This window comes from Methylobacterium sp. Leaf469 (assembly GCF_001424745.1).
Classification (GTDB): Bacteria; Pseudomonadota; Alphaproteobacteria; order Rhizobiales; family Beijerinckiaceae; genus Methylobacterium.
Window position 1 is genome coordinate 227,351 of the sequence record NZ_LMRE01000023.1, and the last position, 22,101, is coordinate 249,451.

The 22,101-nt window shown below is 68.3% G+C and carries 25 protein-coding genes; 13 read left to right on the top strand and 12 right to left on the bottom strand.

What is annotated here, in order from left to right; translation table 11 throughout:
- Positions 1-121: 121 nt before the first annotated feature.
- Together ASG60_RS12265 and ASG60_RS12270 are read left to right on the top strand one after the other, a co-directional pair.
- On the top strand, positions 122-613 hold the full coding sequence (locus ASG60_RS12265) for a phasin (protein ID WP_056174137.1): 492 nt from the start codon (positions 122-124) through the stop codon (positions 611-613).
- A 247-nt stretch (positions 614-860) separates the two neighbouring features.
- On the top strand, positions 861-1,190 hold the full coding sequence (locus tag ASG60_RS12270; protein WP_244473075.1) for a hypothetical protein: 330 nt from the start codon (positions 861-863) through the stop codon (positions 1,188-1,190).
- 117 nt (positions 1,191-1,307) lie between these two features.
- Here the strand turns inward: ASG60_RS12270 and ASG60_RS12275 are convergent, their stop codons facing one another.
- The 7 genes from ASG60_RS12275 to ASG60_RS12305 all read right to left on the bottom strand — a co-directional run bounded on the left by ASG60_RS12275 (position 1,308) and on the right by ASG60_RS12305 (position 8,154).
- A complete protein-coding gene (locus tag ASG60_RS12275) occupies positions 1,308-1,961 on the bottom strand; it encodes a L,D-transpeptidase (RefSeq protein WP_056385800.1) in 654 nt (217 codons plus the stop codon).
- A gap of 105 nt (positions 1,962-2,066) precedes the next feature.
- Positions 2,067-2,873, bottom strand: a complete 807-nt coding sequence (locus ASG60_RS12280) for a transglutaminase family protein (protein WP_056385802.1) — start codon at positions 2,871-2,873, stop codon at positions 2,067-2,069.
- Between the two features lie 74 nt (positions 2,874-2,947).
- Positions 2,948-3,868, bottom strand: coding sequence for a transglutaminase family protein (locus ASG60_RS12285; protein ID WP_056262094.1), 921 nt, complete (start codon positions 3,866-3,868; stop codon positions 2,948-2,950).
- A 98-nt stretch (positions 3,869-3,966) separates the two neighbouring features.
- Entirely contained in the window at positions 3,967-4,506 is a 540-nt protein-coding gene (locus tag ASG60_RS12290; protein WP_056386083.1) for a response regulator, read from the bottom strand.
- A 213-nt stretch (positions 4,507-4,719) separates the two neighbouring features.
- Positions 4,720-5,892, bottom strand: a complete 1,173-nt coding sequence (locus ASG60_RS12295) for a transglycosylase SLT domain-containing protein (protein ID WP_056173621.1) — start codon at positions 5,890-5,892, stop codon at positions 4,720-4,722.
- Positions 5,893-5,999: 107 nt separating this feature from the next.
- Positions 6,000-7,106, bottom strand: a complete 1,107-nt coding sequence (gene leuB / locus ASG60_RS12300) for a 3-isopropylmalate dehydrogenase (protein WP_056173624.1) — start codon at positions 7,104-7,106, stop codon at positions 6,000-6,002.
- 85 nt (positions 7,107-7,191) lie between these two features.
- Positions 7,192-8,154, bottom strand: a complete 963-nt coding sequence (locus ASG60_RS12305) for a polyprenyl synthetase family protein (RefSeq protein ID WP_056173627.1) — start codon at positions 8,152-8,154, stop codon at positions 7,192-7,194.
- An 85-nt stretch (positions 8,155-8,239) separates the two neighbouring features.
- On the opposite strand from ASG60_RS12305, the gene mtgA reads away from it, so the two are divergent.
- From mtgA to ASG60_RS12320, 3 genes are all read left to right on the top strand, one after another.
- Positions 8,240-8,953, top strand: a complete 714-nt coding sequence (mtgA, locus tag ASG60_RS12310) for a monofunctional biosynthetic peptidoglycan transglycosylase (protein ID WP_244473074.1) — start codon at positions 8,240-8,242, stop codon at positions 8,951-8,953.
- A gap of 151 nt (positions 8,954-9,104) precedes the next feature.
- A complete protein-coding gene (locus tag ASG60_RS12315; RefSeq protein ID WP_244476650.1) occupies positions 9,105-10,145 on the top strand; it encodes a DUF4424 family protein in 1,041 nt (346 codons plus the stop codon).
- Positions 10,146-10,177: 32 nt separating this feature from the next.
- Positions 10,178-10,744, top strand: coding sequence for a hypothetical protein (locus tag ASG60_RS12320; RefSeq protein WP_056173633.1), 567 nt, complete (start codon positions 10,178-10,180; stop codon positions 10,742-10,744).
- A 48-nt stretch (positions 10,745-10,792) separates the two neighbouring features.
- Here ASG60_RS12320 and ASG60_RS12325 read toward each other — a convergent pair whose 3' ends face one another.
- Positions 10,793-12,034, bottom strand: coding sequence for an argininosuccinate synthase (locus ASG60_RS12325; RefSeq protein ID WP_056174143.1), 1,242 nt, complete (start codon positions 12,032-12,034; stop codon positions 10,793-10,795).
- A gap of 178 nt (positions 12,035-12,212) precedes the next feature.
- Between ASG60_RS12325 and ASG60_RS12330 the strand changes: the two genes are divergently transcribed.
- From ASG60_RS12330 to atpC, 8 genes are all read left to right on the top strand, one after another.
- Positions 12,213-12,842 carry a 2-hydroxychromene-2-carboxylate isomerase gene (locus ASG60_RS12330; protein ID WP_056262085.1) on the top strand — a complete coding sequence of 210 codons (630 nt, stop codon included), beginning with the start codon at positions 12,213-12,215 and terminating at the stop codon, positions 12,840-12,842.
- A 66-nt stretch (positions 12,843-12,908) separates the two neighbouring features.
- Positions 12,909-13,598 carry a DsbA family protein gene (locus tag ASG60_RS12335; RefSeq protein WP_056385804.1) on the top strand — a complete coding sequence of 230 codons (690 nt, stop codon included), beginning with the start codon at positions 12,909-12,911 and terminating at the stop codon, positions 13,596-13,598.
- A 301-nt stretch (positions 13,599-13,899) separates the two neighbouring features.
- Positions 13,900-14,472, top strand: coding sequence for a F0F1 ATP synthase subunit delta (locus tag ASG60_RS12340; RefSeq protein WP_056385806.1), 573 nt, complete (start codon positions 13,900-13,902; stop codon positions 14,470-14,472).
- Between the two features lie 69 nt (positions 14,473-14,541).
- On the top strand, positions 14,542-16,071 hold the full coding sequence (gene atpA / locus ASG60_RS12345) for a F0F1 ATP synthase subunit alpha (RefSeq protein ID WP_056173645.1): 1,530 nt from the start codon (positions 14,542-14,544) through the stop codon (positions 16,069-16,071).
- Between the two features lie 111 nt (positions 16,072-16,182).
- Entirely contained in the window at positions 16,183-17,058 is an 876-nt protein-coding gene (locus tag ASG60_RS12350) for a F0F1 ATP synthase subunit gamma (protein WP_056173650.1), read from the top strand.
- A gap of 45 nt (positions 17,059-17,103) precedes the next feature.
- Entirely contained in the window at positions 17,104-18,564 is a 1,461-nt protein-coding gene (atpD, locus tag ASG60_RS12355; RefSeq protein ID WP_056173653.1) for a F0F1 ATP synthase subunit beta, read from the top strand.
- A 2-nt stretch (positions 18,565-18,566) separates the two neighbouring features.
- A complete protein-coding gene (locus ASG60_RS12360) occupies positions 18,567-18,815 on the top strand; it encodes a hypothetical protein (protein WP_056305893.1) in 249 nt (82 codons plus the stop codon).
- Positions 18,816-18,892: 77 nt separating this feature from the next.
- Positions 18,893-19,294, top strand: coding sequence for an ATP synthase F1 subunit epsilon (atpC, locus tag ASG60_RS12365; protein WP_056173659.1), 402 nt, complete (start codon positions 18,893-18,895; stop codon positions 19,292-19,294).
- Positions 19,295-19,313: 19 nt separating this feature from the next.
- On the opposite strand, the gene ASG60_RS12370 is transcribed toward atpC, so the two are convergent.
- Genes ASG60_RS12370 through ASG60_RS12385 form a run of 4 tightly spaced genes read right to left on the bottom strand, consistent with a single transcriptional unit; the run spans position 19,314 to position 22,025 of the window.
- Positions 19,314-20,543, bottom strand: a complete 1,230-nt coding sequence (locus tag ASG60_RS12370) for a CCA tRNA nucleotidyltransferase (protein WP_056385808.1) — start codon at positions 20,541-20,543, stop codon at positions 19,314-19,316.
- Positions 20,540-20,797, bottom strand: coding sequence for a DUF6111 family protein (locus ASG60_RS12375; RefSeq protein WP_056173665.1), 258 nt, complete (start codon positions 20,795-20,797; stop codon positions 20,540-20,542). The genes ASG60_RS12370 and ASG60_RS12375 overlap by 4 nt, the downstream gene beginning before the upstream one ends.
- On the bottom strand, positions 20,794-21,459 hold the full coding sequence (locus tag ASG60_RS12380) for a CoA pyrophosphatase (RefSeq protein ID WP_056385810.1): 666 nt from the start codon (positions 21,457-21,459) through the stop codon (positions 20,794-20,796). The genes ASG60_RS12375 and ASG60_RS12380 overlap by 4 nt, the downstream gene beginning before the upstream one ends.
- The gene (locus tag ASG60_RS12385; RefSeq protein WP_056173671.1) at positions 21,456-22,025 is read right to left on the bottom strand and encodes a DUF1285 domain-containing protein; all 570 of its coding nucleotides are present in this window, start codon (positions 22,023-22,025) and stop codon (positions 21,456-21,458) included. Before ASG60_RS12385 ends, ASG60_RS12380 begins: the two co-directional genes overlap by 4 nt.
- Positions 22,026-22,101 lie beyond the last annotated feature (76 nt).

The window sequence follows — 22,101 nt, forward strand, 5'->3', positions numbered from 1 at the left end:
CGCCACACGTTTACCTGTTGTCAATCTTAATGCAGCCGCACAGGGTGGCATAGGGCGGACGGTGTGTTATTGTGCAGCGCACAACGAACGAATCAACAAGCAGTCCAAGAAGGAGAGGATGATGACCAGCACCCCGAATTATGAAGTCCCCGCCGAGATGCGCGACTTCGCCGAGAAGAGTGTCGATCAGGCCCGCAAGGCGTTCGATTCATTCATCAGCGCCGCCCGTCGCACAGCCGATACGGTCCAGGGTTCGGCCGAGACCGCCCGCACCAGCGCGCACGACGTGTCCGCCCGCGGCTTCGAGTTCGCCGAGCAGAACGTGACGGCGGCCTTCGACCTCGCCCAGAAGCTGGTCCGCTCGCGCGACCTCCAGGAGGCCATGCAGCATCAGGCGGAGTTCGTCCGCAGCCAGTTCGCGGCGATCCAGGCGCAGGCCAAGGAGTTCGGCGGTCTCGCTCAGACGGCGATGCAGCAGAGCGCAGAGAAGGCCAAGGGCGTCATGCAGGAATCGGCCGAGCAGGCCCGCAAGGCCATGGAGCAGGGTGCCGAAGCCGCGCGTAAGGCCGGCGCCGACACCGAGCAGGCCCTGCGCAACGCCACCAACAACTGAGATCCGGCTCGTCCGAGATCCCGGTTCGGTCAAGCCACCGATCGACGCCCGACGGCTCGTCCCGCATCCCAGCGGGGCGGGCCGTTTTCGTAGTCGCCATATTCCTAGGCGCCATGCTTGAAAACCCGATTCCCCTCCGCGCCGCGATGCCTTAACGGTTGCGCCCCGCCGGGCGTCCCGCCACGAGCGGACCGGATCAATCGAGGAGCTGCGTATCCCGATGCGACCTGCCTACCGAATCAGCGTGATGGTCGCGGCCCTGACCGCCGTGCTCGGGTCCCAAGGCGCCAGCGCACAATATTACGACGACGGTTACGACCGTCCGCCGCCGCGCCGCTACTATGACGACCGTGGGCCGCCGCCGCGCCGCGCCTATGACGATCCCTACGGGCGTCCGCCGCCGCGCCGGGTCGCGACGGGCCTGAATTGCGATGCCGTGCAGTCCGGTCTCACGGGCTTCAAGCCCTATTCCTGTCCCTTGCCGGGGCCGCGCCCCCTCGGTGTGCGCTGCTTCTGCGACATGCCCATCGCCTCGTTCAGCGCGCCGCAGACCGCCGTCGGCCGGGTGGTCCCGTAACGGACCGGCCTGGCCCCCATCTCCTGCTCCCCGTCTACGGACACGAAATCGCCGCCCCCTCGAACGAAGGGGCGGCGCTTTCGATTTACGTCGGTTTCCGGTCGGCGCCCGAAAGGATCAGTTCAGAACGACGACCTTGGCACCGACCCGGACACGCTCGTAGAGGTCGGTGACGTCCTCGTTGGTCATCCGGATACAGCCCGAGGAGACCGCCTGCCCGATGGTGTCCGGCTCGTTGGAGCCATGGATGCGGTACTCGGTGTTGCCGATGTACATGGCCCGTGCACCGAGGGGGTTCTCGACTCCGCCGGCCATGTAGCGCGGCAGATCGGGACGGCGGGCAATCATGGCGGCTGGCGGAGTCCACGACGGCCATTCCTTCTTGGCCGTCACGGTCTTCGTTCCAGACCACGTGAAGCCCGGGCGACCGACGCCGACGCCGTAGCGGATCGCCTCGCCACCCGGCAGGACGAAGTACAGCCGGCGCTCGGAGGTCGAGACCACGACGGTCCCGGGCTTGTAGTCGCCCCGGAAGGCGACGAGTTCACGCGGGATCGGAGCCACCTGCGCCTGGGGAGCGGCCTGGACACCCTGGCCGACCGTGCCCTGGTATCCATAGGGGCTCGCGCCGGTCTGCCCGTAAGCGGGGTCGGCGTAATAGTCTTCGCCGGCATCGCCGCCGAAGGGATCGTAGGGGTTCGCCAGCACCGGGCTGCTGGACATGACACAGACGCTGAGAATGCCCGCGAGGGCGGAGGCCAAGGTCTTCATCGTTGATGCCTTACCTGAAGCGTAACCTTTGCTATACAAGCGTAAGCGTAGGGTGCCGGTTCCACGAGGCCCTGAAGATTTCGTTTCTCCGCCGATCGCGCGCGATCAGAACACCTCGTCGGTGTGCACGTCGAAGCGGGCGAGGTGCGCGTAGCCGAAGTTGGTGGTGATCGCCACGTCCGTGGCATCCCGGCCCCGGGCCATGACGATGCGGCCAATGCGCGGCGTGTTGTGGCGGGCGTCGAAGGTGTACCAGCCTCCGTCGAGATAGACCTCGAACCAAGCCGAGAAATCCATCGGATCGGGCACGGGCGGAATCCCGATGTCGCCGAGATAGCCGGTGCAGTAGCGTGCCGGGATGTTCATGCAGCGACAGAAGGCGACCGCGAGGTGCGCGAAGTCCCGGCACACGCCCTGGCGCTGCATGAACCCGTCCCAGGCCGTGCGGGTGGCGTCCGCACACATGTAGTCGAAGCGGATTCGCTCGTGGACGTAGTCGACGATGGCCTGAACCCGGCCCCAGCCCATGGGCGTGCCGCCGAACAGGGACCAGGCCGTCTCGGACAGCTTGTCCGTGTCGCAGTAGCGGCTGCCGAGGAGGTAGACGAGCACGTCCGACGGGAGGTTCTGGACCTCGATCTGCTGTGCCCAGGGGGCGTACACGTCGGGCTGCCCGGAATCCTGCACGATGAAATCGGCCGAGATGGTCAGCCGCCCCATCGGCGTGACGATGCGCGTGAGGATGTTGTCGAAGCCGTCACGGTATTCCTGCGACGGGATCGGCGGATCGAAGGTGATCATATGCGGCGTGAGCAGGTCGGGCATCCGAGAGGGATGGACGCTCAGCGCCAGGATCATGGGGGTCGGCTGAGCCGATTCGAAGGCGATGTCGAACCCAGTCCTGATCTTCATGACGCTTACCCAATCTCTCGAATTTGAAATGTCGTGTCCCGCGGGAAGATCCGGGCAATGCAGTAATTGGACCGTCAACGCGCGATCATAGGGTCCGGAACCCGTGCATCGCCAGCACCCGGCTCGACTTCATCCACGGCGACGCTCACGGTCATGCCGAGGTCGTCCGCGGGAAACCCGAAGAAGGAGCCGTGCAGAGGCACGGCTTGGCGCGGATCGCGGGCAACGGCGACGCGGATCAGGTCGCGGTTGCCCACGATCCCGTTGGTCGGATCGAATTCGATCCAGCCGGCACCCGGCAGGTAGACCTGCACCCAGGCATGGGTGGAGCCGCCGCCGACATGGCGTTCACGGTCGCCACGCGGGTTGTAGAGGTAGCCGGAGACGAACCGTGCGGCCATGCCGAGCGCCCGCACGGCCTCGATCATCAGCACGGCGAAGTCGCGACAGCTCCCGCGCTTCAAGCGCAGGGTGGTGACCGGGTCCTGGACGCCCTTCTCCGAGCGAGCGAGGTAGGCGAAGTTGCGCCGAACGCTGCGGGTCATCTCGGCGAGGAGATCCTGGGTCGCGATCCGGCCGTTGGGCGGGACGAAGCCGCGGGCCCAGGCGTCGACCTCGTTGCGCGGATCGGGATGCTGCCGCTCCATCGAGCGGCTGAGGTCGGGGATGTCATCGGCGCCGTAGCCGAACGGGTAGAAGGCCGCGTGCGGGGCGAGCGGGAAGATCGGCGCGAGTTCGGGCGTGTGATCGAGGGTGATGGTGCAGTCGAAGGTCAGGGTAGAGGCCCGCCCCTGGAAGGACGCCACGGCGACGCAATTGCCGAACACGTCGTGCAGCCAGCGCAACGACACCGGCTCGGGCGTGATCTTCAGGGCGGCGGAGAGGAGCCGCTGATCGTAACTGTCGCGCGGCCGGAACATGATCCGGTGCTCGCCGAACGCCACCGGCTGACGATAGCGATACGTGGTGATGTGGCGGACGGACAGAATCGGCACGAATCGGCTCCACCGCCCCGGGCGGCGCGGTCTCGTCCTCGATTAATGCAAGAGGTGCGCCCAAGCGAGATGGTGCGATGCAAAAGGCGGGGTTGCCCTCAGGGCAGGATCGGCTGCGGCTCGGCGCAGGCCCGCTCCGCCTCGCCAAGAAGGTCCATCGGACGCCACGGCTTCGGGATGAACACAGCCTGAGGGGCGAGGCTGCCCGGTCGCTGCGTGCGCTGGCCCGAGGTGACGACGAGCCGGGTCATCGGCCACAGCAGGGCGATGGCGGACGCGAGCTGAACCCCATCCATGACGCCCGACAGATGCACGTCGGCAAACACCAGGGACACGTCGCCGCCACGCGTGCGCATGATCTCGATGGCCGCCTCGGCGCTGTCGCACCCCACGACACCGAGCTCGGTCTCCTCGAGCAAGGCCTCCGCCAGGGCCCGGGTGGTCGCGTCATCCTCGACCACGAGGGCGAGTTTGCCCGATTTGGAGGTGGACTTGCCGGCGATGGGGTTAGGGACGACAGGGGCGGGCTCGGGTTGGCGAACCTGGCGCACGAGGGCGGCCAAGTGCTCGGGCACCCCTTCGGCGATGAGATCGTCGTAGAACGAGGCCAGGGCCTGACCGATTCGGTCGAGGGACAGGCTCGGGCTCAGGGTGTCGGCGGGACCGAACACACCTCCCTCTGGCACGCGACGGTGCGGCGTGCCGTTCGTATCGGCCTCGAAATCGGCCAAGCGGAGCCTCCAGCGTTACGGTCTCGTGGTGGGCCGAGTGTCGGACACACCTACATTAAAGCCGGGAGGGCACGCTGGGTTGCCGAAAATCCGATCGTGCTTTCGCGATGCGGTCGCGGATCAGTCCGCAGAGGCGTCCGCATAGGCCATGACGCCGGCCACGGAGCGGACATCCCGGTAGCGGGCGCCGCGCGCGCTCATCATCGCCTCGAACTTCTCGTGAACCTGGGCCACGGACAGGCTCGTCGCCTTGCGGCGTCCGCGCTGAGCCGCGAAGAAGATCGTCTTGTTGGCGCGCGCGGGCCCCGGCAGCATCTGGGCGGCGGCGGCCTTGGGCTTGTCGGCAACGGTGGCGAGGAACTCCTCGGCGTCGTCCGGTCCGAGGAAGTGAGCGAGATAGACCTCCCCCAGCGACAGGTCGCGGCCGATGCGCAGGGCGATGCGGGCGGCGTCGCGCTTGAGCATCTCACCGGCCATGAGGGCGGAGAGGTAGGGGTCGCGGCGCAGTTCGAGAATGCGGGTGCGCTCGGCCGGATCGGCGACGGCGGGGCGGCCGTTGTCGCCCGTCGTCACGAGGGCGGCGTCCTGCGTCAGCCCGTGCTTGGGTCCGAAATCACGCACCACGCCGAGCCAGGTCCGCTCGATGAACTGGAACAGGCCGGTGGCCGAGGAGGTCTGGGCCTGCACCTCGGTCTTGAAGCTCGATTCCTTATCGGCCACCGCCATGAGCAGCACCGGGTCGGTCTGCACGGCCTGGGCCGCGCGGACGATCTTCTGCACGAGGTGGCGGCGGATCTTCATCGGGCCGAACTCGAGGACGTCGTTGGGATCGCCCACCGCGCTTTCGGTGATGAGGAAGTCGTACGAGACCCGGTCGACGGCGTTGGAGCCGAGTTCGGTATCGAGGTCGTGGATCGGCGCGAAGGCGGCCGACGCGGAGAGGACGCTCGCAGGAGTCCCGAGAATGGCGGGCGGGGCGATCTGAACGCGCGGGCGGGGCATCGCCACGGTGGTCATGGCCTGAGCCGACTGAACCACGCCACCGAGGCCGGACCCGGCCGGACCGACCCCGTTGAGGAGGGCCACGCTGAGCCCACCGACGAGAAGCGTCACCAGGAGGACGGAGCGCGTCAGCGCCGCCCGGCTGCCGTGTTCGCGGCCGACGCGGCCGCCGAGGGTCAGGGCGTCGGAAGTGGGGGACGAAACGATCGCGGCGGAACGACCGCGGAGGGGACCCTTGACGGGACCGTTGGCGAGGGCAGTCCGTGACGATCCGACCGTGCGACCCTGCATGTGCTCTCTTCGTCCCCGCGGCTGGTAACTACGGGGAGAGATTAACTTGACAGATGTGGCGACAACACGGCTCCGCTCGTGGCGAAGCCGTGACGGCCGAGTTTTCCTCAGCCGATGCGCGCCTTGAGGGCGGCCACGACGGCATCGCCCATCCCGGCGGTGCCGAGCGCCTGTGCGCCCTCGGCGGCGATGTCCCGGGTGCGGGCGCCACTGGCGAGGGCGTCAGTGATCGCGCCGTCGAGGAGATCCGCCGCCTCGCCGAGGCCGAACGAGTAGCGCAGTGCCATGGCCAGCGACCCGATCATCGCGAGGGGGTTGGCGATGTCGCGCCCGGCGATGTCCGGTGCCGAGCCGTGCACGGGCTCGTAGAGGGCTTTTCGCGAGCCCTTATCATCGACGGCGCCCAGCGACGCCGAGGGCAGCATGCCCAGGGACCCGGTGAGCATGGCGGCCACGTCGGAGAGCACGTCGCCGAACAGGTTGTCGGTCACGAGCACGTCGTACTGCTTCGGGCGGCGCACGAGCTGCATGGCGCAATTGTCGGCGAGCACGTGCTCTAGGGCCACGTCCGTGTACTCGGCATGGACCCGGGTGACGACCTCCTTCCACAGGACGCCGGACTTCATCACGTTGTGCTTCTCGGCCGAGGCGACCCGGCCCGAACGCTTGCGCGCCAGATCGAAGGCGACGTGGGCGATGCGCTCGATCTCGCCCGTGGTGTAGACCTGGGTGTCGACGGCGCGCTTCGACCCGTCGGGCAGGGTGGTGATCTCCTTCGGCTCCCCGAAGTACACGCCGCCGGTGAGCTCGCGTACGATCATGATGTCGAGGCCCTCGACGAGCTCGCGCTTGAGAGCGGAGGCGTCGGCGAGCGCCGGGTAGCAGATCGCCGGACGCAGATTCGCGAACAAGCCCAGATCCTTGCGCAGGCGGAGAAGGCCCGATTCGGGGCGGATCTCGTAGGCGACGTCGGCCCATTTCGGACCGCCGACGGCGCCGAGCAGCACCGCATCGGCCGCATCCGCCCGGGCGAGGGCCGCGTCGGTGAGCGCCACGCCGTGGGCGTCGATGGCGCTGCCGCCGACGAGGTCGTGCTCGGTCTCGAACGCCGCGATGCCGGCCTGCCCCAGGAAGCCGATCACCGTCTCGACCTGTGCCATCACCTCGGGGCCGATGCCGTCGCCGGGCAGGAGGAGGAGCTTGTAGGTGGTCATGGGATCAACTCGCCTGGGTTCATCGTCCCGTCGGACGCTGTACGATGGGCTGCGGCGGAGCCGCAGCATTTGGGGTTGCGGGTGTTCAGACCTTCCGCGCCACGGTGAACCGCGCCGCGTCCCGCAGGATCTGGGCCCTGTCGCCCCAGGCCGAGACCGCATCCTCGCAGACGCCCACGAGACGATCGCACTCCGCACGTGCGCCGTCGAGGCCGAGGCGGTCGACGAGGGTGGCCTTGCCGGCGTCCTTGTCCTTGCCGGTCGCCTTGCCCATGGCTTCCGCCGAGGCTTCGCGGTCGAGGATGTCGTCGGCGATCTGGAAAGCCTGACCCAGGGCGTGGCCGTAGCGCAGGAGCGCGCGACGCTGGTCCGGCGTCGCGCCGCCCACGATGGCGCCGGCCTCCACCGAGAAGGCCAGGATCGCGCCGGTCTTCATGGCCTGGAGCTGCAAGGTATCGTCGACGGTGAGCGAGACGGCTCCGAAGCGCCCTTCCGCCCCGAGATCGAGGAGCTGGCCGCCGACCATGCCGCCGAGGCCCGAGGCCTTGGCGAGGCCGAGCACGAGATCGGCCCGGATGGCAGGATCGGGCTGCCAGGCCGAATCGGCCAGGACTTCGAAGGCCAGAGTTTGAAGCGCGTCGCCGACCAGGATCGCGGTGGCCTCGTCATAGGCCTTATGCACGGTCGGCTTGCCGCGTCGCAGGTCGTCGTCGTCCATGGCCGGCATGTCGTCGTGGACGAGGGAGTAGCAATGCACGAGTTCGATGGCCGAGCCGGCGGCGAGCGCCCCGGCCTCGGGGCCGCCGAGCATGCGGGCGGTCTCGACGGCGAGGAACGGGCGCAGGCGCTTGCCGCCGCCGAGCACGGCGTGGCGCATGGCCTCCATCAGGCGCACGGGGCGGGTGATCTCGCCGGCTTGCGTCTCGGCGGTCAGGCGGTCGGCGAGCCAGGCCTCGACGGTGTCGGCCACCGTGGCGAGCCTGTGGGAAAACGCGTCGACCGGGGCATCCGCCTTGACCGAAGCGTGAGATCCTTGCGTTGACGTCATGGTCGGGCGGGCCTTCGGAAGTGTGAGCGTGGCGCGAGCGGAGGAGGTTCGAATTCAGGACGAGGCCGAGAGTGCCGAGCGGCCCCTGCGGCGCAGGCCTCCCCAGGCAGCCGCACGCCCGGCCCGTGGCCGCGGCCTGCGCAGGCTCGTCGGCCTCGTGCTGCTGGTGCCCGCCCTCGCGGTGGGTTTCCTGCTCGTCATGGCGCTCGTCTATAGCGCGGTGACCCCGCCCTCAACCCTGATGCTCGGGCGATGGGCGGCCCTCAAGGCCGTCGACCGGCAGGCCGTGGCCCTGTCGGCGATCTCGCCCCACCTCGTCCAGGCGGTGATCGCCTCGGAGGACCAGCGGTTCTGCCTGCATGGCGGCGTCGATTGGAACGCCCTTCGGGACGTGGTCGACGACGAGGAAGGCCCGAGCCGCGGCGCCTCGACGATCTCGATGCAGACCGTGAAGAACGTGTTCCTGTGGCCGGGGCGGTCGGTCCTGCGCAAGGGCCTCGAGATTCCCTTGGCCCTGGCGACGGATGCCCTGTGGGGCAAGCGCCGGATGCTCGAGGTCTACCTCAACGTCGCCGAGTGGGGCGAGGGGGTGTTCGGAGCCGAAGCCGCGGCGCAGCGCTGGTTCGGCAAACCCGCGCGCGACCTGACGCGCGCGGAGGCGGCCCTGCTCGCGGCGGTGCTGCCCAATCCGATCCTGCGCAACCCGGCCCTGCCGTCGCGCGGCGTTCGCGCGGCGGCCGCTCGCATCCAGGCCCGAATGAACGGGGTGGGCGGGCTGATGGGCTGCCTCAAACGATAGCCCCACCTCGACACCCGGGGCGCGGAGGCGGCGGCGGGAAACGCCGTCGCGGTTCGTGACCCGCGTTTGAGGATTTCTCGATGCGGCCGACGTGATATCGCGATCCGCCCGGTGATTCGGCGCCGGCCTCGATTCCGGACGATCGCACGCCATGCTCCGCATGCTCCCACGCCCATCCCTCCGCGTTGCGGCCGTCCTCCTGTCGGCGAACCTGTTCACATCGGTCCCGGTCTCGCCCGCCCGGGCGAACGACAGCGCGGCGGAACTCGACGCCGGCGGTCTCGTCCTGGTGAAGGACCGAGACATCGGTCTCGTTCGCGAGGATCTGCGCATCGGCCTCGAACGAATCACCGTGCGCTACGTCTTCCGCAATCGCTCGGCGAGCCCCCGCACCGTGCGGGTGGCCTTCCCGCTGCCCCCCATCGATGGCGCCGAACTCTCTTTTTCGGCCCAGGATCTGCCCGATGAATCGAGCGCCAACTTCGTCGGCTTCACGGTGGCGGTGGACGGCATACCCCTGACCCCGCAACTCGAGGAGCGCGCCTTCCTCGGGGACCGCGAGGTCGGCGATCTCCTGCGCAAGCACGCCATTCCCCTCAACCCCATGCGGCGCGACGACCTCGCCAAGGCGCTGGCCAAGTTGTCGCGGCCCGCACGGGCCGAACTCGTCGCCGCCAAGCTGATTCCGGAGGCAGCCGAGATGGGCGAGGGCCTCTGGCGCAGCGAAGCGAAATTCCATTGGGACCAGACGTTTCCGCCCGGGCGCGACCTTGTCGTCGAGCACGTCTACCGGCCGGTCAACGGCAGTCTGCTGATCGGCGAGAGCGACCTCAAGGACCAGGCTTTCCGCGCCCGCTACTGCCTCGACGATGCGGGGGCGGCGGGGCTGCGCCGGATCATCGCCGCCGCGGGGGCGAAGCCGGTCGATGCGGGCGGAGGCCCGAACGCCGTCGTCCGCGCCGTGGTGGTCCCCTACATCGTCACCACGGCACGCAACTGGGCCGGCACCATCGGGACTTTCGCGCTCACCGTCGACAAGGGGCATCCCAAGACTCTGGTGAGCCTGTGCCGAAACGGCCTCGTCAAGACCGGCCCCACGACCTTCGCCTTCACCGCCACCGACTTCGTACCCGATGCCGATCTGAGGGTGCTCTACGTCTCGCCGGATGCGGAGGCGCTCGGCATCCGTTAGAGGAGGCCGGAACGCTTCCAGAGAGACACGCGATGACCGAGCCGACCTTCGAACTCACCCTGGAGCGCATCGCGCTGATCCGCCGGATGGTGGTGGCCTGGAACCGGGAGGGGAGCGGCGCCCCCATCGTCCATCCGGACGCGCCCTACGGCAGCACGGATCGGGACGGCGACATCTTCAACGTCACCGGCGACGACGACGGCGCGGACGAGGAGCACCGGACCCTCGGCGACGGGCTGGCGGTGTTCTGCGCGAACGCGGTCCTCAAACCGGGGCGCTACGCCTATCACAACACCCTGGCCAAGCTCGATTCGGCCGATGTCGGCGACGTGTTCCGCGACGAGACCACCGGCGAGACGCCGGAGCACGTCACCTTCGACATCACAGCCGAGCATATCGCCCTGGTGCAGGCCCTGAACGTGGTGTGGGACACGGCCCGTGACGTGCCGGCCATCGACGTGGCCCGGCCCTACGGCACCGCCTCGGAGCCACCGACCCTGCACCACGAGATGCAGCCGGCCCTGCAGATCTTCCTGCGCTACGCCGATCTCGGCCCGGGAATGTTCCGGAGAGGCGTGGCCGGCTGGATCCCGGCCTGACCACCGCTCGGACAAGCTCTCCCCCGTTGCGGGGGAGGGCCGCGCGGCTCAGGCGCCGAGCTTCTTCTTGCGCTGGGCGAGGGTGCGCAGGCGCAGGGCATTGAGCTTGATGAAGCCCGCCGCGTCGCGGTGATCGTAGGCCACGGCCCCTTCCTCGAAGGTGACGAGGTCCTGATCGTAGAGGGAGTTCGGGCTGGTGCGGCCGATCACGTGGATGCCGCCCTTGTAGAGCTTCAGCCGGACCTCGCCGGTGACCATCTCCTGGCTCTTGTCGATGAGGGCCTGGAGCATTTCCCGCTCCGGTGAGAACCAGAAGCCGTTGTAGATCAGCTCCGCATATTGCGGCATGATCTGGTCCTTGAGGTGCGCCGCACCCCGGTCGAGGGTGATCGACTCGATGGCGCGGTGGGCCGGCAGCAGGATGGTGCCGCCCGGCGTCTCGTACATGCCGCGGCTCTTCATGCCGACGAAGCGGTTCTCCACGAGATCGAGGCGGCCGATACCGTTGTCGTGGCCGAGCTGGTTGAGCTTGGCGAGCAGCGAGGCTGGCGACAGCGCCTCGCCGTCGATGGAGACGGCGTCGCCCTTCTCGAAGCCGATGGTGACGATGGTGGGGGTATCGGGCGCCTCTTCCGGCGACAGCGTGCGGGAATAGACGTAGTCCGGCACCTCGTCGGCGGGATCCTCGAGCACCTTGCCCTCGGAGGAGGCGTGCAGGAGGTTGGCGTCCACCGAGAACGGGCTCTCGCCGCGCTTGTCCTTCGAGATCGGGATCTGGTGCTGTTCGGCGAAGGCGATGAGCTGCTCGCGGCTCTTCAGGTCCCACTCACGCCACGGGGCGATGACGGTCACGTCGGGCTTGAGCGCATAATAGCCGAGCTCGAACCGCACCTGATCGTTGCCCTTGCCGGTGGCGCCGTGACAGACGGCATCCGCGCCGAGGCGCTCGGCGATCTCGATCTGCTTCTTCGCGATCAGCGGCCGGGCGATGGAGGTGCCGAGGAGATAGACCCCCTCGTAGACCGCGTTGGCGCGAAACATCGGGAAGACGTAGTCCCGCACGAACTCCTCGCGCAGATCCTCGATGAAGATGTTCTCGGGCTTGATGCCGAGGAGCTCGGCCTTCTTGCGCGCCGGCTCCAGTTCCTCGCCCTGGCCGAGATCGGCCGTGAAGGTGATGACCTCGCAGCCATAGGTGGTCTGCAGCCACTTCAGGATGATCGAGGTGTCGAGACCGCCCGAATAGGCTAGCACGACCTTGTTGACGGGCTTCGGGTTCGCGTCTGGCATCGGACTCGCTTCGGGTTCGGACATCGGGCGTCTGGCGCGGCTTATCAGCGGAGCGATGGACGGTGCAACCGCCGTGCCGCCGACGCGTTCGTCAGCGTGACAGTGGCCCTGGCGACCTTGCCCCCGTCGCTCCCAGGGGCCAATCTGGCCGCTTCCAGAGAATCCGGAGATTCGACGTATGCCGCGCCGGCCGACCCTCGAATTCTGGTACGAGTTCGCATCCACCTATTCCTATCTCTCGGCCATGCGGATCGACGCCCTCGCGGACGCGGCCGGTGTCGAGGTGCGCTGGCGGCCCTTCCTCGTCGGGCCGATCTTCGCCGCCCAGGGCTGGAACTCATCACCGTTCAACCTCTACCCGGCCAAGGGTCGCAACATGTGGCGCGACGTGGAGCGCGAGGCCGCCCGGATCGGCCTGCCGCCGGTGACGCGTCCCGATCCGTTCCCGCAGAACAGCCTCAGCGCCACGCGGGCCGCCACCTACGGCATGGACCACGACTGGCTCGTGCCGTTCTCGAAGGCGGTCTACGAGGCCGAATTCGCGCGCGGACAGTCCATCGCCGAACCGCCCGCCGTGGTCGCCCTGCTCAACGGCCTCGGCCTCGACGGGACGATCATCCTCAAGCAGGCGGCATCGGAAACGAACAAGGGGCGCCTGCGCGTCAACGGCGAGGAGGCGCGCTCACGCGGGATCTTCGGCGCACCGACCTTCCTCACCGGCGACGGCGAATTGTTCTGGGGCAACGACCGCCTCGAGCAGGCGCTCGCCTGGGCGGCGGGCGACCGGCCCGGGGCCATGCGGGAGTAGGCGTTTCGCCCCGAGCCGATCGGGATTAGAACCCGGCCCGACCTCTCCTCGATCCCGGGCCGCCCCATGCGCTTCGACCGTCGGCATTTTCTCGCCTCCACCGCCGCCATCGGCCTCGCGGGCGCCGGCCGGGCGTTCGCCCAGGGCTACGGCCAGACCTACAAGGTCGACAGCGACGAGGGCCGCCCCGTCGCCAACATGCGCCTGCCCGGCGAGATCGTCGGCGAGATTCCGGGCCTGAAGGGGGTGACCTATATCGGGCCCGCCGAGGCCGAGACGACCCTGTACGAGTTCTTCGACTACAATTGCCCGTACTGCCGAAAGGCCGCCTCCGACATGGTTTCGCTGGCGGAGAGCGATCCCACTCTGCGCATCGGCCTCGTCAACAATCCGATCCTCGCGCCCCAATCGGCCCAGGCCGCCAAGGTGGTGCTGGCCGTGCAACGCCGGCTCGGCTCGGCCGCCGCATGGAGCCTGTACCGAATCCTTCTCGCCGGACGCGGCACCATCGACGGTACCGGCGCCCTCAAGGCCGCGGCCAAGCTCGGCGTGCCGTCCGCCGAGCTGGAGACCATCGGCGACAGCGAGGAAGTCCGCCTCGCCCTGAAGGCCCAGATGCGGATGGCGGCCGATCTCGGGCTTGCCGCCACACCGTCCTACGTGCTCGGCAACACGGGCCTCCTCGGGCATCCCGGCGCCAAGTCCCTGGCCCGGATGATCGCGGCCACGCGGCGTTGCGACCGGATCGCCTGCTGACGCCCGCCTCACCTTCGCCACCGTTCGGCGCGACCGCGTGTTCGAGACGCTGCTGCGTCGCACGAGCGGCCGTGCCCCGATCGGGCGCGCAACCCCCTCGACGGGCTGTCCCGTGTCGGCGTGGCCGATCGTCTTGCGCCCCTAGAACCCGCATGCTAGGCCCTCGCCGCGCCGGAAGGGCGGGTTTTTCCATGACCCGCGCAGACCGGCACGTTCCCAATCCTGACGGTTTCGCAAACCTGCGCCGGACACGGCACGCGGTGGCCGAAACCCTAGGGCCGGATTGAAGAGAGAGCGGCGCGTGGCGCAGAACGGTTCCGAGGCGGCTTCCCCGGTTGCAGGCGTGGCGGCGCGCTATGCGTCGGCCCTGTTCGAGCTGGCGCGCGACGAGCGCAATGTCGATGGCGTGGCGGAGAGCCTGGAGCGCTTCGGCGGCCTGCTCAACGAGAGCGCGGATCTGCGCCGTCTCGTGCGCAGCCCGGTTTTCTCCGGAGCCGAGCAGGAGGCCGCCATCGGCGCCGTACTCGACAAGGCGGGCATCACCGGTCTCGGTGCGAACTTCATCCGCCTCGCCGCCGCCAACCGCCGCCTGTTCGCCCTGCCGGACATGATCCGCGCGTTCCGTGTGCTGGTCCGTGAATCCAAGGGCATCGTCCGCGCCGAGGTCACCGTCGCCGAGCGGCCCTCCGACGCCGTCGTCGAGGAGATCAAGGCCAGCTTGCGCGATGTCGCCCGCGCCGAGATCGACCTCGACCTCAGGATCGACCCCAGCCTGATCGGCGGTCTAGTGGTCAAGATCGGCAGCCGCATGGTGGACGCCTCCCTGCGGACCAAGCTCAACGGTATTCGCCTCGCGATGCGGGAAGCCCGGTAAGAACCCGTCAGGGTTCCCCCGCTCCCGTTCTCCACCCCATTCAATCAATCAACGACAAGAGGCCCGACGATGGATATCCGCGCCGCCGAGATCTCCGCGATCCTGAAGGATCAGATCAAGAATTTCGGCCAGGAAGCCGAAGTTTCCGAGGTGGGTCAGGTCCTGTCCGTGGGTGACGGCATCGCCCGCGCCTATGGCCTCGACAGCGTCCAGGCCGGCGAGATGGTCGAGTTCGAGTCGGGCGTGCGCGGCATGGCCCTCAACCTCGAGCAGGACAACGTCGGCATCGTGATCTTCGGGTCCGATCGCGACATCAAGGAAGGCCAGACCGTCAAGCGCACGGGCGCCATCGTGGACGTGCCCGTCGGCAAGGCGCTGCTCGGCCGCGTCGTCGACGCGCTGGGCAACCCCATCGACGGCAAAGGCCCCATCGCCACCACCGAGCGTCGCCGCGTCGACGTGAAGGCCCCGGGCATCATCCCGCGGAAATCCGTGCACGAGCCGATGGCCACCGGCCTCAAGGCCATCGACGCGCTGATCCCCGTCGGCCGCGGCCAGCGCGAGCTGATCATCGGCGATCGCCAGACCGGCAAGACCGCCATCGCCCTCGACACCATCCTGAACCAGAAGCCGGCCCACGCGGGCACCGACGAGAACGCCAAGCTCTACTGCGTCTACGTCGCCATTGGCCAGAAGCGCTCCACCGTCGCCCAGTTCGTGAAGTCCCTCGAGGACAACGGCGCGCTCGAATACTCCATCGTCATCGCCGCAACTGCGTCGGACGCGGCACCGATGCAGTTCATCGCGCCCTTCGCCGGCTGCGCCATGGGCGAGTACTTCCGCGACAACGGCATGCACGCCGTGATCGTGTACGACGATCTCTCCAAGCAGGCCGTGGCCTACCGTCAGATGTCCCTTCTGCTGCGCCGCCCGCCGGGCCGCGAGGCCTATCCCGGCGACGTGTTCTACCTGCATTCGCGGCTTCTCGAGCGCGCAGCCAAGATGGGTGATGCCGCCGGCAACGGCTCGCTCACCGCGCTTCCGGTCATCGAGACCCAGGCCAACGACGTCTCGGCCTACATCCCCACCAACGTCATCTCGATCACCGACGGCCAGATCTTCCTCGAGACCGACCTGTTCTACCAGGGCATCCGCCCGGCGGTGAACGTCGGCCTCTCGGTCTCGCGCGTGGGCTCCTCGGCCCAGACGAAGGCGATGAAGAAGGTCGCCGGCAAGATCAAGGGCGAGCTCGCGCAGTACCGCGAGATGGCCGCCTTCGCGCAGTTCGGCTCGGATCTGGACGCCTCGACCCAGAAGCTCCTGAATCGCGGCTCGCGCCTCACCGAGCTCCTGAAGCAGCCGCAGTTCTCGCCGCTGAAGATGGAAGAGCAGGTCGCTGTGATCTATGCCGGCGTCAACGGCTACCTCGACGCCCTGCCGGTCTCGAAGGTCCGTCCGTTCGAGGACGCCTTGCTCTCGACCCTGCGCACCAAGCACGCCGATCTGCTCGCCAAGATCCGCGACTCGAAGGATCTGTCCGACGACAGCGCCAAGACGCTGAAGGGCGTCGTCGAGGCCGTGGCCAAGTCGTTAGCCTGAAGGACCCTCGGCCGATCCGCAGATGATCGGCCGAACGTCAGTGTAAGCGAGGTATCCGGAAGGCCGGATACCTCGCCTTGAGCCGCAGCGGATGGATCTGGAAGTCACCCCATGGCGAGTTTGAAGGATCTGCGTAACCGCATCGCTTCGGTGAAGGGCACGCAGAAGATCACCAAGGCCATGCAGATGGTCGCCGCCGCCAAGCTGCGGCGCGCCCAAATGGCCGCCGAGAGCGCGCGTCCCTACGCAGAGAAGATGTCCCAGGTGCTCGGCAACTTGGCCGCCAACCTCGTCGGCGGCGTCCAGGGTCCGAAGCTGCTCTCGGGCACCGGCTCGGAGAAGACCCACCTCCTCATCGTCTGCACGGCCGATCGCGGCCTGTGCGGCGGCTTCAACTCGTCGATCGTGCGTCTGGCCCGCGAGCACATCCGCCGGCTCACCGCCGAGGGCAAGACGGTGAAGATCGTCACCGTCGGCAAGAAGGGCTACGACCTCCTGCGCCGCCAGTACCGCGACCAGATCATCGAGAACCGCGATCTGCGCGGCAACAAGCCGGTGGATTACGAATTCGCCGCCGAGATCGCCGACAGCGTCATCGCCCGTTTCGAGGCCGGCGAGTTCGATGTCGCGACGCTGTTCTACTCGCGCTTCCGCTCGGTGATCGCCCAGGTTCCGACCGCCCAGAAGCTGATCCCGGCGGAACTGCCTGAGACCGGTGCCACGGCCCCGGACGCCGCCCTGCAGTTCGAGCCGAGCGAGGAGGCCATCCTGGACACCCTGCTGCCGCGCAACCTCACGGTGCAGGTGTTCCGGGCGCTCCTCGAGAACGCCGCCTCCGAGCAGGGAGCCCGCACGGGTGCCATGGATTCGGCCACGCGCAACGCCGGCGAGATGATCAAGAAGCAGACGCAGATCTACAACCGTACGCGTCAGGCCATGATCACCAAGGAACTCATCGAAATCATCTCGGGCGCCGAGGCCCTCTAGGCCGCTCCGGCACCCTGACCGCAACATCGTCGAAGGACCCGTATCATGGCGAACACCGCTACCCCCGGCGCCGGCTCCAACAAGGTCGGCAAGATCACCCAGGTCATCGGCCCCGTGGTCGACGTGCATTTCGACGGCCACCTGCCCGAGATCCTGAACGCCCTCGAGACCAAGAACAACGGCAACCGTCTCGTCCTCGAAGTCGCCATGCAGCTCGGTGAGAGCACCGTGCGCTGCGTCGCCATGGACACGTCGGAAGGCCTTGTGCGCGGTCAGGAAGTCACCGACACCGGCGAGGCCATCAAAGTGCCCGTGGGCTTCAACACCCTCGGCCGCATCATGAACGTCATCGGCGAGCCCATCGACGAGGCCGGCCCGATCGTCTCCGAGACCCTGCGCGCCATACACCAGCCCGCGCCGTCCTACGCCGAGCAGTCCACCGAGTCGCAGATCCTCGTCACCGGCATCAAGGTGGTCGATCTTCTTGCTCCCTACGCCAAGGGCGGCAAGATCGGCCTGTTCGGCGGCGCCGGCGTCGGCAAGACCGTGCTGATCATGGAGCTGATCAACAACATCGCCAAGGTGCACTCGGGCTATTCGGTGTTCGCCGGCGTCGGCGAGCGCACCCGCGAGGGCAACGATCTCTACCACGAGATGATCGAGTCCAAGGTCAACATGGACCCGAAGGAGAACAACGGCTCGGCCGAAGGCTCCAAATGCGCCCTCGTGTACGGCCAGATGAACGAGTCCCCCGGCGCCCGCTCGCGCGTCGCTCTCACGGGTCTGACCATCGCAGAGGATTTCCGCGACCAGGGCCAGGACGTGCTGTTCTTCGTGGACAACATCTTCCGCTTCACCCAGGCCGGCTCGGAAGTGTCGGCGCTGCTCGGCCGCATCCCGTCCGCCGTGGGCTACCAGCCGACGCTCGCCACCGATATGGGCGCCCTGCAGGAGCGCATCACCACCACCACCAAGGGCTCGATCACCTCGGTGCAGGCCATCTACGTGCCGGCCGACGATCTGACCGATCCGGCGCCTGCCGCCTCGTTCGCCCACCTAGACGCGACGACCGTGCTGTCCCGCTCGATCGCCGAGAAGGGCATCTACCCGGCCGTGGATCCGCTCGACTCGACCTCGCGCATGCTCAACCCCGCCGTTCTCGGCGAGGAGCATTACGCGGTAGCGCGTCAGGTCCAGCAGACCCTGCAGCGCTACAAGGCCCTGCAGGACATCATCGCGATCCTGGGCATGGACGAGCTCTCGGAAGAGGACAAGCTCACCGTCGCCCGCGCCCGCAAGATCGAGCGCTTCTTCTCCCAGCCCTTCTCGGTGGCCGAAATCTTCACCGGCTCGCCCGGCATCCAGGTCCCGCTGGCCGACACCATCAAGGGCTTCAAGGGCCTCGTGAACGGTGACTACGACGATCTGCCGGAGGCGGCGTTCTACATGGTCGGCACCATCGAGGACGCCAAGGAGAAGGCCAAGAAGATCGCGGCGGCGGCCTGATCTTGAACAGCAAGATCGGTCTTCTCCTCGTCGGTCTCGTCGTCGGCGCCCTGGCCGGGTACCTCACCCGGCCCCAGGCCGCCGAAATCAAGATCGGGGATTTCAGCCTCGAAGTTCAGGGTGACAAGCCGGCGGGTACGTCCGGCGGCACCCTGACCACCGGCCAGATGCAGCATATCGGCATCTTCGCGGTGATCGGCGCGGCCCTCGGCCTCGGGGTCGGCTTCGTCGCCGGCCGCGGCCGGGCCTGACACCCTCTGCGGCGCACGGCCCCGGGCCGCGCGCCGTACCGCACGACAGACACACCCGAACCGGGATTCGCGACGTCATGGCCACCTTCCAGTTCGATTTCGTCGGTCCCGAGCGGACGGTGTATTCCGGCCCGATCGAGGCCGTGCAGCTTCCCGGCATCGAGGGGGAGATGACCGTTCTGCCGGGCCATGCTCCGGTGCTCACCGCCCTGAAGGTCGGCGTCATCGTGATCAATGAGGCCGGCCACGCCGGCAAGCGCGTCCTCGTACGCGGCGGTTTCGCCGATATCGGGCCGACCTCCGTCACCGTCATCGCCGAACGGGCCAATCCCTTCGAGGAGATCACACCGGAATCCCTCGACCGCGATATCGCCGCCGTCGAACTCCTGCGCGACGCGACCACGGATTTCGCCAAGAAGGACGAGCTCAACGGCCAGATCGTCCAGCTTCAGGATGCAAAGGTCGCCCTCGCGCTCTGAGGTCGAACCGGCCCGAAATCTACGAAGCCGCGCGCTCGAGCAAGGCCGCGCGCGCGGCTTCGTCAGCCGGGCAGCCGGCCGCGAGCCACTGCGTCCGCGCCCGTCCGAGGCGGCGCCCGATCTCCGGTCCAGCCGGGATACCCCGTGCGACGAGGTCGGACCCGGTCAAGGGGAAGACTGGAACCGACACTTCGCCCCGTACCATCAGCCCGAGTAGATCACCGGCCTCCGCCGTGATTTGTAACGGACACGCCCCAAGGGCGTCGCTGGCCAGGGCGATGGGCTCGGCACCATGAGCGGCCGCCAGCCTGCGCATCTCCATCACGTCGATCACGGTTCTGCTCCGCAGAGCCACCAGCGCACGGGCATAGCGCCCGAGCCGATTCTGTTCCGCCTTCGACAGCCTCAGGCGAGCGGTCAGGCGTTCGGCATCGTCCGCCGAGAACACCGAAAGGGCCGCCAGCCGCGCCGGCGCGTCCCAGGGGTGCCGGGTCGTCCGTCCGAACCGTCGCAGGTCACCGATCCCGCCGACGAGCCGGCCGAGGAGGCCGGTCTCGCTCAGAACGGTCACGGCCGGAACCGCCCCAGTGGCGAGGAGCAGTTTCAGCAGTTCACCGCGCACGCGCTCCCGCGACAGGCCGTCGAGGGCGGCCCGGGCGCCGATGCAGGCCACAAGCCCTTCCGCATCGGGTGCTTCGGCGCCGTAGCGGGCGTGAAAGCGGAAGAATCGGAGGATCCGCAACGCATCCTCGCGGATGCGGGTCGCGGCTTCGCCGATGAAGCGCACACGGCCGGCACGAAGATCGGCGAGGCCGCCGGTCGTGTCGTGGAGGTGACCCTCGGCATCCACCGAGAGGGCGTTGATGGTGAAATCCCGCCGCTGCGCATCGAGGCCGAAGTCGCGGCCGAACCGGACCACGGCGTGACGTCCGTCCGTCTCGATGTCCTCGCGCAACGTCGTGACCTCGAACGTCGCAGTCCCGGCCATCAGCGTCACGGTTCCGTGCTCGATACCCGTGGGGATGCTGCGCAGGCCCGCCGGCCTGGCGCACGCCACGACGGCTTCCGGCAGGAGCGTGGTGGCGAGATCGATGTCGTTGGACGGATGCCCGAGGAGCGCGTCGCGGACGCAGCCTCCGACGAGGCGGGTGTGTTCCCCCGGAACGCGCAGCGCGGCCAGGACGCGTGCGAGGCCGGGAGTCGCCAGCAGGGTGCCCAGCCCATCCGGGTCGAGGCGGTGCGCCGTCACTGGAAACGACCCGGCACGACCGCGCCGTTCTCCAGGCGCGGCGGTACGTAGCCGCCGCGATGGCGCTCACCGAACAGTCCGGTGGCGACGAGGGAGAGGATCACCAGGACGATTCCCGCCATGGTCAGGCGAAAGACCTTGCCCTCCCAATGGGCATGATGGCGCGGATGCCGGCCGCTGAGGGCGAGATAGCCCGCGAACAGCAGGAACGGCAGGAGGAAGATCAGCACTTCCTCGACGAGCTTGCGGATCATGACACTCTCATTCGCGGCGACGTGCCGGATGGGGGATACAGGCGTTCGTGGAGGTTGTTCACGATGCCGGCGGTCACGCCCCAGATCCGATGATCACCGTAGGCGATCACGTAGTAGCGCCGGGTGCGCCCTTGCCAAGTCGCGGTCTCGATTCGGCGTCGACCCCGATCGAGCAGGTAGGATAGGGGCGCCTCGAACGTGTCGGCGACCTCGTCGGGGTTGAGGCGCAGGGTGGCGGCCGGATCGACGAGTCCGAGCACCGGCATCACCAAGAAGCCCGTGGCCGAGAGGTAGGGGTCGAGGTAGCCGAGGGTCCGGATGGCGCCGGCCTCGAGGCCGATCTCCTCGCGGGCCTCGCGCAGGGCCGCGTCGGCGGGCGTCGCGTCGGTGGGATCGATCTTGCCGCCCGGAAAGGCGATCTGGCCGGAATGATCGCGCAGGTGCGCGGAGCGCACGGTGAACACCACGCCGAGGCCGTCGGGACGCGGCACCACCGGTACCAGCACCGCCGCATTCCGGTGTGGCCCGGGCGGCACGACGTCGATGCCGTCGAGATCGTGGTCGCCCCGCGGATTGGCCGTCGGGTCACCCGGCCCGGGTGGTTCCGCGTCGAGATACCGGGCGGCGCGGTCGATGAGCTCGGCGACGGCGTCGAGTCTCATGCGGTGGCGGTGGGTGCGATCCGGTGGAACGTGCCGCCGGCGGCGATGCCGAGCCAGCCGTCGCGTTCCTCGGCCAAAGCCACGAGATCGTAGGTCAGCGCCCGGGTCACAAGCGCCCACAGGCCGCGCCGGACGTGCACGTAGGGGCGCAGGCCGCCGGCCTCGTCCTCCTCGAACCGCAGGGCATGGTCGGAACCCACCGCCACGAGGTCGTCGACGTTGGTGCGCAGCGCGATGCGGCGACCGTCGCCGTCGCCCTCCACCGCCATCTCGACGGCGACGAAGGCGGCATCCTCGACGGTGATTCCAACGCTTTCGACCGGCGTCACCAGCACGATGCTGCCGTCCGGCTCGCACCGGAGGATGGAAGCGAACAGCTTCACCAGGGCCGGGCGCCGGATCGGTGCACCATCGTGGAACCACGTCCCGTCGGCGGCGATGCGCATGTCGATGGCGCCGCAATAGGGCGGGTTCCACTGGTCGACGGGCGGGGGACCGCGTCGGGGCAGATCACCGAGGGCGGCGCTCAAGCGGTCGATGGTCGGGTCGGATTCGTTTGGTGCCATGACGGAAAGATAGCGCTCGAAGCCGCCTTTGGAACGCCTGGAGGCAGGCCTGTTTCGTTGCCCGCATGCGTCCGAT

What these genes read in the sequence shown, in the direction of transcription:
- ASG60_RS12265 (WP_056174137.1), top strand. Translation starts at nt 122, where the DNA reads ATGACCAGCACCCCGAATTATGAAGTCCCCGCCGAGATGCGCGACTTC.
- ASG60_RS12270 (WP_244473075.1), top strand. Translation starts at nt 861, where the DNA reads ATGGTCGCGGCCCTGACCGCCGTGCTCGGGTCCCAAGGCGCCAGCGCA.
- ASG60_RS12275 (WP_056385800.1), bottom strand. Translation starts at nt 1,961, where the DNA reads ATGAAGACCTTGGCCTCCGCCCTCGCGGGCATTCTCAGCGTCTGTGTC.
- ASG60_RS12280 (WP_056385802.1), bottom strand. Translation starts at nt 2,873, where the DNA reads ATGAAGATCAGGACTGGGTTCGACATCGCCTTCGAATCGGCTCAGCCG.
- ASG60_RS12295 (WP_056173621.1), bottom strand. Translation starts at nt 5,892, where the DNA reads ATGCAGGGTCGCACGGTCGGATCGTCACGGACTGCCCTCGCCAACGGT.
- leuB (WP_056173624.1), bottom strand. Translation starts at nt 7,106, where the DNA reads ATGACCACCTACAAGCTCCTCCTCCTGCCCGGCGACGGCATCGGCCCC.
- ASG60_RS12305 (WP_056173627.1), bottom strand. Translation starts at nt 8,154, where the DNA reads ATGACGTCAACGCAAGGATCTCACGCTTCGGTCAAGGCGGATGCCCCG.
- ASG60_RS12315 (WP_244476650.1), top strand. Translation starts at nt 9,105, where the DNA reads ATGCTCCGCATGCTCCCACGCCCATCCCTCCGCGTTGCGGCCGTCCTC.
- ASG60_RS12320 (WP_056173633.1), top strand. Translation starts at nt 10,178, where the DNA reads ATGACCGAGCCGACCTTCGAACTCACCCTGGAGCGCATCGCGCTGATC.
- ASG60_RS12325 (WP_056174143.1), bottom strand. Translation starts at nt 12,034, where the DNA reads ATGCCAGACGCGAACCCGAAGCCCGTCAACAAGGTCGTGCTAGCCTAT.
- ASG60_RS12330 (WP_056262085.1), top strand. Translation starts at nt 12,213, where the DNA reads ATGCCGCGCCGGCCGACCCTCGAATTCTGGTACGAGTTCGCATCCACC.
- ASG60_RS12335 (WP_056385804.1), top strand. Translation starts at nt 12,909, where the DNA reads ATGCGCTTCGACCGTCGGCATTTTCTCGCCTCCACCGCCGCCATCGGC.
- atpA (WP_056173645.1), top strand. Translation starts at nt 14,542, where the DNA reads ATGGATATCCGCGCCGCCGAGATCTCCGCGATCCTGAAGGATCAGATC.
- ASG60_RS12350 (WP_056173650.1), top strand. Translation starts at nt 16,183, where the DNA reads ATGGCGAGTTTGAAGGATCTGCGTAACCGCATCGCTTCGGTGAAGGGC.
- atpD (WP_056173653.1), top strand. Translation starts at nt 17,104, where the DNA reads ATGGCGAACACCGCTACCCCCGGCGCCGGCTCCAACAAGGTCGGCAAG.
- atpC (WP_056173659.1), top strand. Translation starts at nt 18,893, where the DNA reads ATGGCCACCTTCCAGTTCGATTTCGTCGGTCCCGAGCGGACGGTGTAT.
- ASG60_RS12375 (WP_056173665.1), bottom strand. Translation starts at nt 20,797, where the DNA reads ATGATCCGCAAGCTCGTCGAGGAAGTGCTGATCTTCCTCCTGCCGTTC.
- ASG60_RS12380 (WP_056385810.1), bottom strand. Translation starts at nt 21,459, where the DNA reads ATGAGACTCGACGCCGTCGCCGAGCTCATCGACCGCGCCGCCCGGTAT.
- ASG60_RS12385 (WP_056173671.1), bottom strand. Translation starts at nt 22,025, where the DNA reads ATGGCACCAAACGAATCCGACCCGACCATCGACCGCTTGAGCGCCGCC.